10 protein-coding genes are annotated in these 16,608 nt (G+C 44.9%); 9 read left to right on the top strand and 1 reads right to left on the bottom strand.

Translation table 11 applies throughout. The features are described from left to right. From L4D78_RS16065 to L4D78_RS16105, 9 genes are all read left to right on the top strand, one after another. Complete coding sequence (locus L4D78_RS16065; protein WP_428467867.1) at positions 1-822, top strand: carbohydrate ABC transporter permease; 822 nt, start codon at positions 1-3, stop codon at positions 820-822. Continuing rightward, a complete protein-coding gene (locus L4D78_RS16070; protein WP_428467868.1) occupies positions 822-1,295 on the top strand; it encodes a hypothetical protein in 474 nt (157 codons plus the stop codon). The genes L4D78_RS16065 and L4D78_RS16070 overlap by 1 nt, the downstream gene beginning before the upstream one ends. A gap of 92 nt (positions 1,296-1,387) precedes the next feature. Continuing rightward, positions 1,388-3,559, top strand: coding sequence for a glycoside hydrolase family 3 N-terminal domain-containing protein (locus L4D78_RS16075; RefSeq protein WP_428467869.1), 2,172 nt, complete (start codon positions 1,388-1,390; stop codon positions 3,557-3,559). 84 nt (positions 3,560-3,643) lie between these two features. Then, positions 3,644-5,245 carry a sulfatase family protein gene (locus L4D78_RS16080; RefSeq protein ID WP_428467870.1) on the top strand — a complete coding sequence of 534 codons (1,602 nt, stop codon included), beginning with the start codon at positions 3,644-3,646 and terminating at the stop codon, positions 5,243-5,245. A 141-nt stretch (positions 5,246-5,386) separates the two neighbouring features. Continuing rightward, positions 5,387-7,048, top strand: coding sequence for a methyl-accepting chemotaxis protein (locus L4D78_RS16085; RefSeq protein WP_428467871.1), 1,662 nt, complete (start codon positions 5,387-5,389; stop codon positions 7,046-7,048). An 88-nt stretch (positions 7,049-7,136) separates the two neighbouring features. Continuing rightward, on the top strand, positions 7,137-7,769 hold the full coding sequence (locus L4D78_RS16090; RefSeq protein ID WP_428467872.1) for a GDSL-type esterase/lipase family protein: 633 nt from the start codon (positions 7,137-7,139) through the stop codon (positions 7,767-7,769). Positions 7,770-7,951: 182 nt separating this feature from the next. Continuing rightward, on the top strand, positions 7,952-10,582 hold the full coding sequence (locus tag L4D78_RS16095; protein WP_428467873.1) for a glycoside hydrolase family 3 C-terminal domain-containing protein: 2,631 nt from the start codon (positions 7,952-7,954) through the stop codon (positions 10,580-10,582). Between the two features lie 107 nt (positions 10,583-10,689). Continuing rightward, a complete protein-coding gene (locus tag L4D78_RS16100; protein ID WP_428467874.1) occupies positions 10,690-13,326 on the top strand; it encodes an alpha-L-fucosidase in 2,637 nt (878 codons plus the stop codon). Between the two features lie 181 nt (positions 13,327-13,507). Continuing rightward, the gene (locus tag L4D78_RS16105; protein ID WP_428467875.1) at positions 13,508-15,418 is read left to right on the top strand and encodes a family 43 glycosylhydrolase; all 1,911 of its coding nucleotides are present in this window, start codon (positions 13,508-13,510) and stop codon (positions 15,416-15,418) included. A 92-nt stretch (positions 15,419-15,510) separates the two neighbouring features. On the opposite strand, the gene L4D78_RS16110 is transcribed toward L4D78_RS16105, so the two are convergent. After that, positions 15,511-16,449, bottom strand: a complete 939-nt coding sequence (locus L4D78_RS16110; RefSeq protein ID WP_428467876.1) for a hypothetical protein — start codon at positions 16,447-16,449, stop codon at positions 15,511-15,513. Between the last annotated feature and the right edge of the window lie 159 nt (positions 16,450-16,608).

Genomic DNA, 16,608 nt, shown 5'->3' on the forward strand with positions numbered 1-16,608 from the left:
ATGAATAATTCTGCAAAGGGTAAGTGGTTGATTTATATTGGCTTGTTCGTCGCAAGTCTTATCGTTCTATACCCGTTTTTCTTTATGATTATTAACTCGTTTAAATCGGGTTCTGAAATAATGCACTCACCAAACTCATTGCCTACTTCGTGGTCGATGAAAGGCTACACTGAAGTGTTTGATAGTGTAAATCTATGGCGCATATTCTTTAATACTATCTTTGTTTCAGTGTCGGTAATGGTATTGAATTGTCTGTTATCTGCAATGGTCGCTTATGCAATAGCAAAAACGAATATGCCTAGCCGTCATGTTTGGTTACGCCTTATTCTATCTTCGATGATGGTGCCAGCGATTCTATTTACCATTCCGGTTTATATGATGATGTATGACTGGGGTTGGGTAAATACATACCGTGTGCTTATCATTCCTGGTGCAATCAGCGCTTATAACATTTTCTTGCTTTACCAGTTCATGACGCAGGTTGATGAAGCGTACCTTGAAGCTGCCCGAATTGATGGTGCCAGTGAATTCCGCATCTTCTTTAAGGTTGTATTACCAATGATGCGCCCAGCAATGGCCACAGTCGGTATCTTGACCTTCATGGGCGCGTGGAACGACTTCATGGGACCGCTACTTTATATCCGTGATGACTCGATGCTGACATTGCAAATGGCGCTGTTTAAGTTCCAGCAAGATATTCCAGCAGGTAACCTTGAGCAGGTCTGGGCAATGACAACCATGATTGCGGTACCAGTGGTCTTTGTCTTCTTCTTCATGCAGAAGAACTTTATTAAGGCATTTACTGGAGTAGGGGTGAAGTAATGAATCAGTATAAAAAAATTGCCATGCTTCTGGCCGTTGTCTTGGTCGCGTACTGGGCTGCATGGGGAAAAGCGTATTTTCTTTCGAAAAGCTATTTTGATTATGCGGTAGAGCAAGAAGCAGCTCAAAATTATGTCTTCGCACTAAAAGGCATGAACAAACTAGAACTTAGAATTGATGACGAATATTTAGGTGGTTATCAGCAAGTTATCGAGTCGTGGGAGTATGCATTATTTGGTATTCGTCCTGCTTTTTACGAGAAAGCGCTAGTCGCACCTCAGCGTATTATTCCGTTATTAAGTGATGATGACTTACAAGCTTTCATCGATATTTATGTTCAGCTTGATAGCAAATATGTGCCAGAAGTGGCGTTAATGCAGCTGAAGCGCGCTCAGCAAGCCGGTAATGAAGAACTTGCTGCTGAAATGGAAGAGTTCTTGTCCCAAGCATTCCCAGAGTTTGACGTTAAGTAATAACGTTTATTGTCTTTTGCCGCCCCATGGGGCGGCCTTTTTTTAATGATCTCAACTGAGATTAATTTGCCTTATAGATTTCGGAGTATTGTATGGTTACGCCATATCAGAACAGCACTTTGCCAGTAGAAGATAGAGTTGAAGACTTATTGTCTCGTATGACGGTGGCAGAAAAAATTGGCCAATTATGTCAATCGCCCATGCTGGAATACAATACTCACCGTGACGCTTATCTTGATAATATTCGTCAAGGTCGTTGGGGATCACGCATTTTGGCTGATACTGCATGGGCAGGGAATGCGCCAGGTGAAACCGTTAATCCGGTACAGCTAAATGAAATTCAGCGTGCAGCGGTTGAAGAAAGCCGTTTAGGTATCCCTTTAATTGTTGCTCGTGATGTGATTTACGGTCAGCAAACGGTATTGCCGATTCCACTGGCACAGGCAGCCTCTTGGAATCCTAAGCAAGTTCAAAAGGCCTATCGTTGTATTGCCAAAGAAGCGGCTTCACTGGGTATTCATTGGACATTTGCACCGATGCTCGACATTGTTCGTGACCCGCGTTGGGGACGTGTCATCGAAAGTAGCGGTGAAGACCCATACCTAACAAGCCAATTTGCTAAAGCCGTGGTAAATGGATTCCAAGGCGATTCTCCAGCAGATGAAGATTCATTGGTTGCATGTGCCAAACACTTTGTTGGTTACGGCGCTTCTGAAGGCGGTCGTGATTACGACACAACAGAAATCTCAGACAATACCCTTCACAACGTTTACTTGCCGCCTTTTGCCGCAGCTGTAGAAGCCGGCGTTGAAACTATCATGTCTGGGTTTAATGATCTTGGTGGTACACCCGTTTCAGGCAGCGAGTCGCTAATCAATGGTTGGCTAAAATCGCAGCAACAATTTGATGGTATGGTCATTAGTGATTGGGGCTCAATTGCCGATCTTGCGTATTTTGGTATTGCAAAAGATGCAGAAGAAGCGGCTGAAAAAGCCTTGAAAGCTGGCGTTGATATGGCTATGACCAATGAAGCGTATGAAGATCACCTACAAGCTTTGTTAGATAAAGACGCGATTGATATTGAACATGTTGATGAAGCTGTTCGTCGTGTTCTTCGTACTAAATTCAGAGCGGGTTTATTTGAAAAGCCTTTCGTTGATGAGTTTAAACACAAAAGCGTTATGCGCCATCCTGACCATGTTGCAGAAGCGCTTACCGTGGCAGAACAGAGCATGGTGCTATTGAAAAACAATGCGGTGCTACCTATTAATGTTCAGCCAATGACGATTGCTGTTATTGGTCCACATGCACATTCGAAGCGTCAACACTTAGGTTCTTGGTGTTTAGATGGACGAACAGAAGATGTGACGAGCATCTATGAAGGTATCACCCAATGGGCATCAAAATTCGATTGCGCTATTGATGTGATTACTGAAGAGGCAGCATTTACCGATGAGATGGTGGAATGTGCCCACCGTGCTGACGTTGTTATTTTATGTACTGGCGAAAGCCACCGTCGTACAGGTGAAGCCCGCAATATTGCCGAGCTCGAATTACCTGCTGGTCAAGAAGCGCTAATTGAAGCTATTGGACAGGTTGGCAAACCGTTAGTGGTTGTACAATGTACTGGGCGTCCCGTCCCTTCTGCTGCCACAGAGCAATATGCTGACGCACTTTTATATGCATGGCAGTCAGGTACTGAAGCGGGTCACGCCGTTGCTCGTTTACTATTTGGCGATGTATCACCATCTGGTCGTTTACCGATGTCTGTACCGCGTAGTACGGGTCAGATCCCGATGTATTACGCCCGTAAGCCGTTGGGTAAAATGCGTGATTTCTTAGACTACCAGCCGTATAAAGATCAAAAAGATACGCCACTGTACCCATTCGGGTTTGGCTTAACGTATGGCCAATTTGAATACAGCAACCTGCGCTTAAGTCAGAGTGAGTTGACTGAGGGTAGTACGCAAGATATCACAGTAACATTGACCAATAGTGGTTTGGTGAAAGCGACGGAAGTGGTTCAGTGCTATGTACGCCAGCAGACAGCATCGACTACCCGTCCTGTACGTGAGTTAAAAGATTTTACCCGAGTGACATTGCTGCCCGGTGAGACGGCAGAAGTGACGTTATCTCTGTCTGCAGAAAAATTGAGTTTCTATGGTCTGCAACAGACTTTCTCGTTAGAACCCTCAATTGTTGACGTTTATGTGGGTGGTGATTGCAACGCTACCTTGAACGCTTCATTTCAAATTAAGCAGTAACGATAACGATCGTTAAGTTCATATCCGTTAAGTTTGTAATACCTTGTTGCTAACCCAGAGCAAGGTATTGCTAAAGAGTTAGCTATGACTAATAAGAATGCCTCTGTTCAGCAATCTCAGCCTCGTCCTAACATCATCTACATCATGTCAGATGATCACGCTATTCGTGCTTTAAGTGCTTATAACAGTGATATCGCCCATTTGGCTCCGACCCCGAATCTTGATCGTATCGCTAAAAATGGTGCACGGTTCGACCAATCTTTCGTAACCAACTCGCTATGCGGCCCATCTCGTGCGGCAATGCTGACTGGCAAGTTTGGCCATAAGAATGGGTTTAATCACAATGGTCAGTTATTTGATGGTCATCAGCCAACGTGGCCAAGATTACTAAAATCTCATGGCTATAACACAGCATGTATCGGTAAATGGCACATTAACCTAACACCGGAAGGCATTGATTTTGACCATTGGGAAATTCTCAATGATCAAGGCGAATACTATAACCCTGATTTCATTACAGCTCAGGGGGTTAAGCGCGAGCATGGCTACACCACAGAGCTGATCACACAAAAGTCGTTGCGCTGGCTGGAAGAGCAGAAAGACAGTGATGAGCCCTTTGCGTTGTTGTTGCACCATAAAGCACCCCACCGTAATTGGATGCCAGCCCCTCAGCATATGAAAGCATTTGAGAACACGACCTTCCCAGTTCCTGATAATTACTTCGATACGTATGAAGGGCGTGCGGCGGCTGCCATGCAAACCATGACGATTTATCGTGATGCGCAAGAAGGCCATGATTTAAAAATGACCAAAGGCGTTGGTGACACTGAATGGCGTGAAGATATTTGGCCGTTTCTATTGGCACGTTTAACACCTGAACAGCGTAAAGCGTGGGATGAAGCCTACCAAGATCGCAATGATTGGTTTAATGCCAATGAAGCGGGCATGACAGACAAAGAAATTGCAATATGGAAATACCAACGTTACCTGCAAGATTATTTAGCCACCATTATTTCAGTTGATGAATCGGTTGGTGAAGTGCTTGATTACCTAGAAGCCAATAATATGGCTGATAATACGATTGTCGTATATACCTCCGATCAGGGCTTCTACATGGGGGAGCATGGCTGGTTCGATAAGCGGTTTATGTATGAAGAGTCGTTCCGTGCCCCATTGTTAATCCAATACCCAAATAAAATAAAGCCGGGCACCGTTGTTGATCACATGGTGCAAAATATCGATTATGCCCCAACATTCTTGGAATATGCGGGTGTTGCTGTACCGTCTGATATTCAAGGTGAATCGATGGTACCGTTATTAAACGGCGAATCGCCAGCAGATTGGCGTCAGTCACTGTATTATCATTTTTATGAATATCCTGCGATGCATGATGTAACACGCCACTATGGTACACGTGACAGCCGTTATAAGCTGATGCATTTCTACTATGATATTGATGAATGGGAATTCTACGATATTGACGAAGATCCAACCGAGATGAATAACGCCATCAACGATCCTCGTTACCAGCAGGAAATCGCCCGCTTAAAAGCGGAAATCACTAAGCTTGAAATTAAATACGATGTGCCGCCACGCAGTGAGTGGGTGAATCTTCCATTAGAGTATAAACCTGCACCAACTCTGCAAGAACTGTTTCCTCATAGCTACCAAGTTACTAGTCAATAGCCAAGCACCAAGCACCAAAGACAAATAATTAGTACCCCAGCTCTGCGCTGGGGTATGCATGCCACTCCGGTACTGAAACTGTGCTTAGTTTTTGAGCTCTGAAAAATAATAACACCCTACAAAAAGAGAATAAAAATAACTATGTCATCATTACTTATATGGATAAGAAAAATAACCAACCGGTTAATCGTCACTATCGCAATTGCCTTTTGTTCTATTGCATTTGTCGGCTATGAAGGATTAACGGGACTTAATTTAATATCTAATCAAACTGCGTTGTTGGTTGAAGACGATTTAGCGAAAATTATCACTATCAGCGATATTCAGCAGCGTGTTGAGCAAGCTCGAGTACACTCGATGCTGGCGATTCAGCATGACCCAAGTGGTATTAGTGCCAACTATCATGAGCATCCAATCTCGAATCATACTGACTTAATCCTCGATAGCTATGATGATTTACAGGCGCTTTTTTTCGATCTCATGGCGTTTAATATGGGCACATCTTTAGCTCAGACCGCAACGCGTGCCGAATCTTTAATGGATGAAATATTTTTTTCTGGTTTTGAAGAAGTTGTCGATTTGCTTGCCGACGAGGATTTTGAGCAAGCGAATCTTTTACTGCTCAATACTATCAACCCCTCAATAGAGCAGCTAAAAGTACTACTAAATAGCATGAATGACTTGAGTGCCACAGAAGCTCGGGATGCGTACGCTAGCTCTGTCAGTAGCGGACAACGTTTTGTCTTTAGTATGACAGCGGCTTTGATCCTTAGCACCTTGATCTTAGTCGCTATTGCATTTGTCACCGTTCGACGGATTGTTTTTGCATTGAAGGGATTACAATCAACAGCAAACAGTATTGCTAATGGTGATCTAACTTGTCGTGCGCAAGTGAATGGGCAGGATGAATTTACGGTTATTGCCGATGCGGTTAATCAAATTGCGGCTAGCTTTCAGCAAACTGTTTCTCTCATTGGTCATTCAGCGACAGAGTTGAGCAGTGTGTCTCAGCAGAACACCAACTTGAGTAAGCAAACAGCATCGAATGCCGCCTCACAACAAACACAAATTCAACAAATTGCTACCGCGACAGAAGAGCTCACTGCAACGGTAAGTGATGTTGCAGCAAGCGCTGTAGCGGCAGCTGAGGCCTCACAACAGTCTGACGATTTAGCACAGTCTGGACTAGGTATTGTCAATGAAGCGATAACACAATCGATTGAGTTGGCTCAGGAAATTGAGCACGCGAAAGTTGTTATTAATGAACTTGGCCAACATTCCCAAGATATTGGTAGTGTGTCTGACACCATTCGCGATATTTCCGACCAGACTAACTTATTGGCATTAAATGCAGCAATAGAAGCAGCACGAGCTGGCAGCTACGGTCGTGGTTTTGCCGTTGTTGCTGACGAAGTTCGATCGTTGGCGCAACGAACTAAAGATGCCACTCAAGATATTCAAAATATGATTGCGCGTTTACAAACGGGCTGCCAGCAAGCTATTGAACGGATGGACTCGGGGGATCAATACGCCCGTGAAAGCACCGAAAAAACCAAGCAAGCAGGGGATTCATTGAAAGGCATTACAGAGACAGTTGCTAGCATTGCCGAAAAGAATATCCAAATTGCTTCTGCTGCTGAGCAACAAGCGGTGGTCACGGCTGATGTTAATACCAATGTGTATGAGATAAATACCTTAGCGGATAAGACCGCTTTAGACTCTGAATCTAGCCAAACAGCATCACAGTCGATTGCTGAACTTGCGAAATCTCTATCATCAGAAGTGAAACGCTTCACTGTGTAGAAACGCTGTGTTGCTTGATTAACCGGTATGTTTTGAATGAGGACTGTTATTGATGTCGGTACCATTTTTTAGTTTCAGGATGATATGTTTGTTGCTGCCATTTCTATCGATGTTTCCAATCCAAGCGATAGCAGGTAGTGATAATACGATCCACATAGCTTGTGTCGGAGACTCGACCACGTTTGGTATGAATATCAAGGAGCGTGAGAATTTGAGTTATCCCGCTCAACTGCAACAGTTACTGGGGGATAACTATACAGTGGGCAACTTTGGATCCAATGGGGCGACAGCCATTCGGACCACACCAAAACGCGGGCCTTATATCACTCGTGATGTTTATCAGCAGAGCCTTGAGTCAGAACCCGATATGGTGATCCTTACCCTAGGGGCGAATGACTCGAAAGCCAGTTTTTGGAATGAGCAGCAATATCAAAAAGATCTTACTCTGTTGCTGGAAGAATATTTAGCACTAACACCCATCGTATTGCTGGGGCTGCCTGCTCCTGCATTTAACCAGTCTGGGGAGTGGGATGTGAATGAAGGTAATCTTGTGCATGCACGCCTTTTGGTGCGCGAACTTGCGGCAAAGTATCATTTGCAGGTCGTCGATTTCTATTCTCCGTTACTGGATGAGGGCTTATTCCAAGCCGATGGTGTTCACCCTAATAGGTATGGTGCCCAAAAGATGGCATATGCGGTAAAAAATCACTTAGGTCTCTGAAAAATAGCTCTAATCCAGAGCTGTCGTCTTATGTATTAGCGATAATGATAGAGAGGTTTTTTTATGTTTCTTTAGGGTAAACATAGCTCTCAAAAATGACATTTTGCATGCTTTGTGATTAGTTTTAAACCAAGTGATTTGATAGCCTTAACTGTAGTCGAAACGTTTAAATTGAGGCAAGGATGAAACTAAAAACGATGGCCATTGGTGCAAGTCTATCTGCTGTTGCCATGGGCGTAAATGCCAGCAATCAAGACTATGATAACCAAGAGAATATTGCATTTTTTGATCACATGCTCACAATCGAAGAGCGACTAGATGACATTAGTGCTCGGTTAACAGATAAAGAAAAAGGCAATATGATCTCACTGTGGAACGAAGGCGTTCCTCGTTATGGGTTAACCTCATTTATGCCGGGCGAGGCTCTTCATGGCTTGGCATCCCCCCGACAAAATGCAGCTACCGTTTTTCCTCAATCAATTGGCTTGGCTGCGACTTGGGATCCCGAGGCGTTAACCCGTATGGGAGATGCGGTTTCGGACGAAGCAAGAGCGCAATATCATAATGGCCCAGTAATAAAAGATGGTAAGCGTGGCCCGTTAACGTTTTGGTCTCCTGTTATTAATATTGCCCGCGACCCTCGCTGGGGACGAACACAAGAAGCGTATGGTGAAGACCCACTAATCAATGGCACGATGGCCAGTGCTTATGTTAATGGTTTACAGGGTGATCATCCTACATATCTAAAAACAGCGGCGGGTGCAAAACACTTCGTTGCTAACAATGAAGAACATAACCGCTTTCACGGCAACGCTGACATTTCAGAAAAACAGCTAAGAGAATATTATTTCCCTGCTTATAAGCAAGTGATTCAAGAGGCTAATGCTCAGATTGTCATGACCGCTTATAACTCACTGAATGATGAGCCAGCCGTTACCAATACATGGTTAATCAAAGATGTTCTTCGAGGAGAGTGGGGCTTTAACGGGTTTGTTCTTGGTGATTATGGGTCTATATTAATGACCACGAAAGGCTGGGGAGAGCGCGGATTTCATGGCCATGATATTTATGAATCCCATGTTGATTCGGTCGCAGCAGTACTAAATGCTGAAACGTTAGATTTTGACAATACCCGTTTATTCCGGCAAGAAGCAATAACGGCAATCAAGCAAGGTAAAACCAGTTCTGAACAACTGGACCGAGCATTCCGAAATACCATGCGTGTTGGCTTACGTTTAGGCATGTTTGATCCCGAAGAGCTATCGCCATGGAAAGACGTGCCGTTTGACATTATGACAACTTTTAAACCGCTAGCGCTTGAATTAGCTGAAAAAAGTATGGTGTTATTACAAAATGAACCGGTTGACGGCTCACCATTACTTCCTCTCGATAAATCAGCATTAAAAACGGTTGCAGTTATTGGCCCAAATGCGAATGTCCTCAATTTTGGTACCTATGCCGGTACACCAAGAAACCCTGTCACACCACTTAAAGGGATTACTGAATATTTAGGAGATGATGTCGAGGTTATCTATGTACCGTGGCAAGGAAACCAAGAGACATTAACGTCAATTCCAATGGATAACATTACCTCACTTGATACGCAAGGAATGGGGGTGTGGAACGCCGATTATTTCAGTAATAATGGTGCTTATGGCGAGCCTATTGCAAGTGATACTGCTGGGGATATTGATTTCAATTGGAATGGCGTTTTACCTAACTCTGCCCTGAAAAAAGGAGGCCGTTATTCTGTTCGCTACTCGACAACGATAGTACCACCACAAAGTGGTCTTTATACGTTAGGGTTTGAGAGCATCGGGGCTAACGTTACTTTGAATGTCAACGGTTCGACGGTGTTACGCAGTCACAGTGATCCGAATAAACGTTTACCGTCACAGGTCGAAATTGAATTAAATGGGGAGCAAAGCTACGAGCTTGAACTCTATACCATGCGCCTGCCCCATGCACAGAATCATGAACTGACTTTTGGTTGGAAGCTTCCAACGGTTAATTCAGCGCTTTCTGGTCAAGAGCTTGTTGCAGCAAAAAATGCCGATGCCGTTATTGCGATAATGGGACTATCGACCGATTATGAGCGTGAATCTATAGACCGTATCGCGGAAGGACTACCTCGTGAGCAAACAGAACTCCTAGAGCAAGTGGTTGCCGCTAATTCTAATACCGTAGTGGTGCTGCAATCGGGTTCTTCTATTGAAAGCCCTTGGTTAAAAGATAATGTGCCAGCTATTTTACAAAGCTGGTACCCAGGTGAGCAGGGCGGTGTTGCCATTGCCAATACCTTGTTTGGTGACAATAACCCTGGCGGCAAGCTACCAATGACTTTTGTTAAAAGTTGGAGCGATTTACCAGCATTCAATGATTACGACATTAGCAAAGGGCGCACTTACCTGTACTTCGATAAAGAACCGTTATGGGCCTTCGGTCATGGGTTGAGCTATACCCAGTTTGCTTTGTCAGGTTTGAAGTTAGGTAACAACGTTACTAAAGATGGCCAAATTGATGTCACAGTCTCGGTGGAAAATACCGGTAAAGTCGCAGGTGATGAAGTCATTCAGGTCTACGTTGCGGATATGTTTGATCGCAGCGAAAAACCTATTCAGCGTTTGAAGGCGTTCGAACGGGTGTCGCTTGAGGCCGGCGAAAAACGCGATGTTACCTTAACCTTCGATGTCGCTGATTTGGCCTATTGGGACGAGAAAACCAATGGTTGGATGCTAGGCGATAAATACGGAATCCGAGTAGGAGATGCGTCGGACAATATATTGCTGTCAGGTGCCATAACGGTTGAATAGTTATTTCTATTTTTTGTTAGTCCAATGAAATATTCGTCGTTGATATAAAACGGCGAATGTTCTTCCCCATATAAAGCTTTTTTGAATTACAAATGTAGGTAGAAACAATGCAGGTATTTCCATTCCGTTTGTCTGTGTTAGCAGGGTGTCTTGCCATCCAGTTAGCTCAGCCAGCACTATTATATGCAAATGAAGCCCCATTAATTGCTGCAGGACAAGACCTCAATGCGACTCGTGACGAACGTATGGCCTGGTTCCGTGATGCCAAATTTGGCATGTTCATCCATTGGGGTGTTTATTCCATGTTTGAAGGTGAGTATAAGGGGGTCGACACACCACGTTACGCGGAATGGATTTGGAACAACGCCCGTATTCCGGCGCAAGAATATGTCGATTTAGCGAAAGAGTTTAATCCCGTAGCCTATGACCCTGTTGAATGGGTGAAGTTGGCGAAAGATGCCGGTATGACTTATATGGTATTGACTGCCAAACACCATGATGGTTTTGCCATGTTTGACACCGAAACCAGTGACTGGGGGGTCAAAGGTTCAACGTGGGGCAAAGATACAATAACCCCTCTGAAAAATGCCGCTGATGACGCGGGTTTGCGCTTCGGCCTGTATTACTCACAATCTTTAGACTGGGGGAACCATGGTGATGAAGGTGGAGCACATTGGGATCGTTCTTATTCCCCATACCCTTCTCTCGATCGTTCGAAATGGCCTGAGCGATTCAATCAATATATGAATGATGTTGCTTTCCCACAGCTTGAAGAATTAACGACCAACTATGGCAAGCTGGATATGTTTTGGTGGGATATGCCTAAAAACATAACGGATGGTCAGGTTCAGACAATGGCAGACATCCTTTGGGGTAATCAACCACAAATCGTTTCTAACCGTCGACTTGCTAGCCGTCAAAACTCACTGCACTTTGGTGATTTTGATACTCATGAGCAATCTATTCCACCTGTTCCCCTGCTTGATTCGTACTGGGAAAGCTGCATGACGATGAATAACACTTGGGGTTATCGTCGCTCAGACCAAGACTGGAAGAGTACTGCTGAATTGATCCATAACCTTACCGGCGTTGTCAGTAAAGGTGGCAATTATCTATTGAACATTGGTCCAAAACCCGACGGCAGCTTCCCACAAGCATCCATCGAACGTTTGCGGGATATTAGTCAATGGATGGATGTTAACGGCGAGTCTATTCATGGAACCACGGCGACCCCGTTTCTATTCCAACAGGCTTTCCGTGGGGCAACAACGCAACGTATACATGATGATGGTGTAACGCTATACCTGCATGTTTATGATTGGCCCCAAAATGGTGAGCTACAGGTGCTCGGTGTTGCCAATGAAAAACTGTCAGCTTATATCTTAGCTGATAACGAAAAAACGCCGCTGAAGATCAGCCACAATGATAAGGGAGTAACTATTGCTGTCCCAGAGCAGGCACCAGACCAATATAGCTCTACGGTTGTTCTAGACATAGAGGGTGAACTGGAGATAGAAGAAGTGACGGGTGTGATGACCGTTGATGGTATGGTGCTTCGCTCCTTAGATGCCGATACCACGAGTGTTCATTATAATAGCTGGTACAACAGCTTAATAGACTGGTCTGGGGCTGAAAGCTCTGCCAGTTGGGGCGTGGATTTTGCTGAGCCGGGACGTTATGCGGTGCAGATGTTCCATGGAAACAAGGATGAATCCCGCATGCAGTTAACACTGGGTGATAATACCGCAAATCTGATCATTCCAGCCACGGGTGATGAGAATATGCGCCGTAAATATCCAAAGCCGACCATTGTTGGGGAAATTGTTGTCACTCAAGCGGGTGAACAAACCCTAACTCTGGCCCCTGCCTCTGAAGGTTTTTCTCGGGTCAATATGGGTGAGTTGACTATTTTGCCTTTGGGTAATGCCCTACAAGGGCCGGATGGCAACATTGGCATGCACGCTTTGAACGCTGACTACGACGGGGAAGCGGTTGTTTACCGTGGAGCTCGCCAGTTCTTGGATGGGAAAAAAGAGGCGCTGTCATGGGAAACCACCATTACTCGCCAGACGGGGGCTTTTGATGTCGTTTCCACCTATCGTAGTGAGAAAGCACAGGAGATAACCCTTTATGTTGGCGATAAAGCGTATCCTTTCACGCTGCAAGCAACGGGCGAATTCCCTGAGCCTCTAAACTTACACATTGGTCAAATTGATTTGACTGAATCTGGGACTACGGAAGTACGTTTAGAAACAACAGCCAACGGAACTTTTGATTTTTATGGTATTGAGCTATTTGAGGCGGGGTTTTATGCGACCAGTGAAGAACCATTAGCCACAGTATTCCCTATAGCGCGTAGTCACAATAATTACGTAGACAAAGGACAGCATCCAAAGGCTCATTTCTCTGACAAAGTGTTGGATGGCAGCAATGAAACTCGTTGGTTACCGTCGCCCCGCAACCCAAATGATATGTGGTTCGAAGTTGATTATGGTCAGCCTCAACACATCAAGCACATTAAACCGGTGATAGAGGAACGCCTAGGACAGACAGAGTTCTTTAACTCTATTGAACTGATTGTGACTTACCTTGATGAAAGTGGTGAATGGCAGAAGTTAGCTACATTGCCCGCTCAGAAAGCTAACCAAGGATTTGCCGTTAACCAAACAGCAAGGCAGTGGCGCTTTGAGTTTAGTTCAAATCGACGTGGCACATTCTCCGTAAGCCAGTTGATTATGAATTAATGAGTGTTTTTACGGTTTGAATCACCTTAGTGTCAGGTTAATAAATCTGGCACTTTGTTATTAACCTGAGTGTTGAAATATTTAATTTTATCCGTCTCCTTATAATTTACTTCATATGTTGTATGACGGTTATTTATTCGAGTACCAAGTGCTTGAATCTTATTTATAAATAAAGGGATGTATGAGAAAAATTTTATCTCTAGTGGCTTTGTCCATGTTTAGTACTGGTGTGTTGGCTGATCGTACTTATATTAACCCTATGGATCTCGAATATCAGTATGGTGAAAGGATTCCGGAACGTCGCCAATTCATTAAGGCTGAAGGTTTGGTTACTCGGCAAAGCGCAGATCCGGTTGTCGTAAGCTTTGAAAAAGATGGCAAGCATCAGGGCTATTTTTTGTTTGCCAGTCAGGGGCGGGGATATTGGATGTCCGAAGATCTAGTGACCTGGCAGCATATTAAGCCGACTGGTGAATGGCCTGTGAGCTACTTTACGCCGGGTTCCGGCTCGGATCCTACTACCGAGAAAGATCCGCAGACCGGGCTGGAATGGAAAGATATGATAGCACCGGCAGCCTTGGCGAAGGATAGTAAGATCTACCTGCTGTCATCCAATCGTAAAGGCGGTCTGACAACGCTGTTCGTCTCTGATGACCCGGCATCAGGTAAATGGAAGGTGGCCGATGAGGACCTAGGCTTCCCTGTTGTTGGAGATAGGAACCTCTGGGACCCGGCGCTTTACCACGAGGATGAGCAGTGGTACGTATACTGGGGCTCCTCAAATTTATATCCATTGTGGGGGGCTAAAATCAATCGAAATAATAAAGACGGCTTGTATATCGACCGCTTTGCCAAGCCTCTGCTTGCTATGCATCCAGATGTGCATGGTTGGGAGCGGATGGGCTTTGACCATACTTCCCCTCAAGCCCCCTACGTGGAAGGGCCGGAAATGCTTAAACATGGCGATACCTACTATCTTTCCTACGCTGGTCCCGGTTCAGATGGAAACGTGTATGGCGATGGGGTCTATATCGGCAAGTCCCCTTTGGGGCCGTTCACTTACCAGGAGCACAACCCGGTGACTTATAAGCCTGGAGGCTATGTTCATGGCGCTGGTCATGGCAACACCTTTAAAGATGCCTTTGGTAATATCTGGCGCAGTGGCTCTAATTGGTTTGGGGTTAATTGGGTGTTCGAGCGGCGAAATGTGATTCTACCGTCTGCAATCGACGACGATGGCATTTTATATTCAACGGCCCGTTTTGCTGACTTCCCGCAATTTGCGCCAACGGGTAAGTACAGTGATCCCAATGATCTGTTCACTGGCTGGATGTTACTGTCCTACAATAAGCCAGCTTGGGCGACGTCCGAACTGCCTCCCGAGAATGGCCGTACTTTTTATGCGGGCTTTGTGACGAATGAAAATCCTCGCAACTTCTGGGTTGCGGGTAAGAACAATGATGCCCAGCATGTTGTGGTGGATCTGCAAGGCGATAAAACGGTCAATGCAGTTCAAATCAATTATGCCGATTACATGGTGGCTGGTGAAGAGTATCGGGCGCCGTTACCAAGAGATAACAGGATTGCGGAATATAAGCAGCGGATCTATACCCATTACCGTCTTTTGCTGTCCAGAGATAATAAGACCTGGACGGAGGTCAGCAATAATCTCGATAAGCAGGAAAATCGGTCAAATATCTACATTGAGTTGGACGAGCCGGTCACAGCCCGTTTCGTGCGCTTTGAGAATGTTAATGTTGGGGTGAAACATCTGGCGTTGAATGGATTACGGGTGTTTGGCTCTGCCAATGATGAGTTGCCAGCTATGCCTGAACAAGTAACGGTGAAGCGAGATACTGATCGCCGCAACGTATATGTGGCTTGGCAGGCGGTGGAAGGCGCTGTTGGTTATAACGTACGCTTCGGTATTGCCCCGGATAAGCTTTATCATACCTACCAGATATGGGGTGATGAGTTTGATGGTCAAAAGGAGATTCGCTCACTAGACATTCATAAAGGCTATTATTTCGCGGTCGAGGCATTTAACGAGACTGGCGTCTCCAAGTTGTCCTCTCCCAAGATGGCCAAATAATCAGATTCTGCCAATGCTGGGTGCCGCTGAATGAGAAAATAAAAATGCGCTGACTACCATTAGCGCATTTTTTATTGTCTACGGACGAGGGATCAATAAACTTGGTACTCAGCGGTCCAATTGAAGCTTTGCCCGACAGGTACATTGACCTCAATGAAGTTTTCCGGAGACAGTGAACGGTCATTTGCCCAAATGACTAGCTTGTTTAATGGTTGGTCTACCTGAACATTAATACCTCTGTTTAGTTCACGGTGATGGACGCGAAACTGGTGATCATTAGGGGTATTGCTAAACCCCGTCAGTGGAACGTACAGTCGCTTATCATCGCGGATTGAGTCAAGTATCTTGAGGCTATCATTTTGTAGTTTTACACGTGACTCACTCTTGTGTTTTTCCGGCGTAAAAGGAAAAAATACTTGATATTGTTCATTAACATCCTGGTCATCAATGACAAAAAAGTGGTGATTAAAGACGTTGGTTTCAATCAGTTTCTCACCCGTGTTTTCCAGTAGATGTGACATGGTGAACCCTTGCTCATTCAAACTAATGTTTTTCTGATAACGATAGCTGTAACCATTATCGGCTCGTAGCGTGTGAATGAACTCGACACTGTCTTCTAAAGCGTTAACTTGCCATTCACCATGGTCAAGAATCTGGTAGGGGTTGGTAAAGTTAAATCGTTTCTCGTCTTCTGGTTTTTCCAGAACACCGATACCGATACGAACAAAAGTATCGGATTCACCATAGCCTAGATTATCGAATATCTGAGCCGGCCCTTTCACGCTGAAGTGCAGTTCCGGATCATGTACAGGCTCAGGGCGCCAGCGACCGAAGTATTCCACACCTTCAAATTTAAGCGAGTGAATTAAGCCTGACCAATCGAAGCGAACGGAGCGGTAAGAACCTGCTTCGGCATCTGGTAGGTAGATCGCCATTTCAACTACATCGTTTGTTAACCGTGCTTCAGGGAAGCTGAAAGCTGAAACGCTAACTAAAGATAAACAGCCACATAGTAACCCGCAGACTTTCATTCAATTTCCTTTATATATGTATTGAAAAAAGGCACTAACCTAGCAGAAAACCGACTAACCTCATGTCAGCCAGTAGGTATCTGCTAGGGAGCTGCGTCACTAGCCTTTAAGTGAGGCTTGCTCTTGTCCTTATAGGTTAGGGCTGCCCATTGTGTTGTT

Origin of the sequence: Photobacterium minamisatsumaniensis, assembly GCF_050336695.1 — a bacterium.
Taxonomy (GTDB): domain Bacteria; phylum Pseudomonadota; class Gammaproteobacteria; order Enterobacterales; family Vibrionaceae; genus Photobacterium; species Photobacterium minamisatsumaniensis.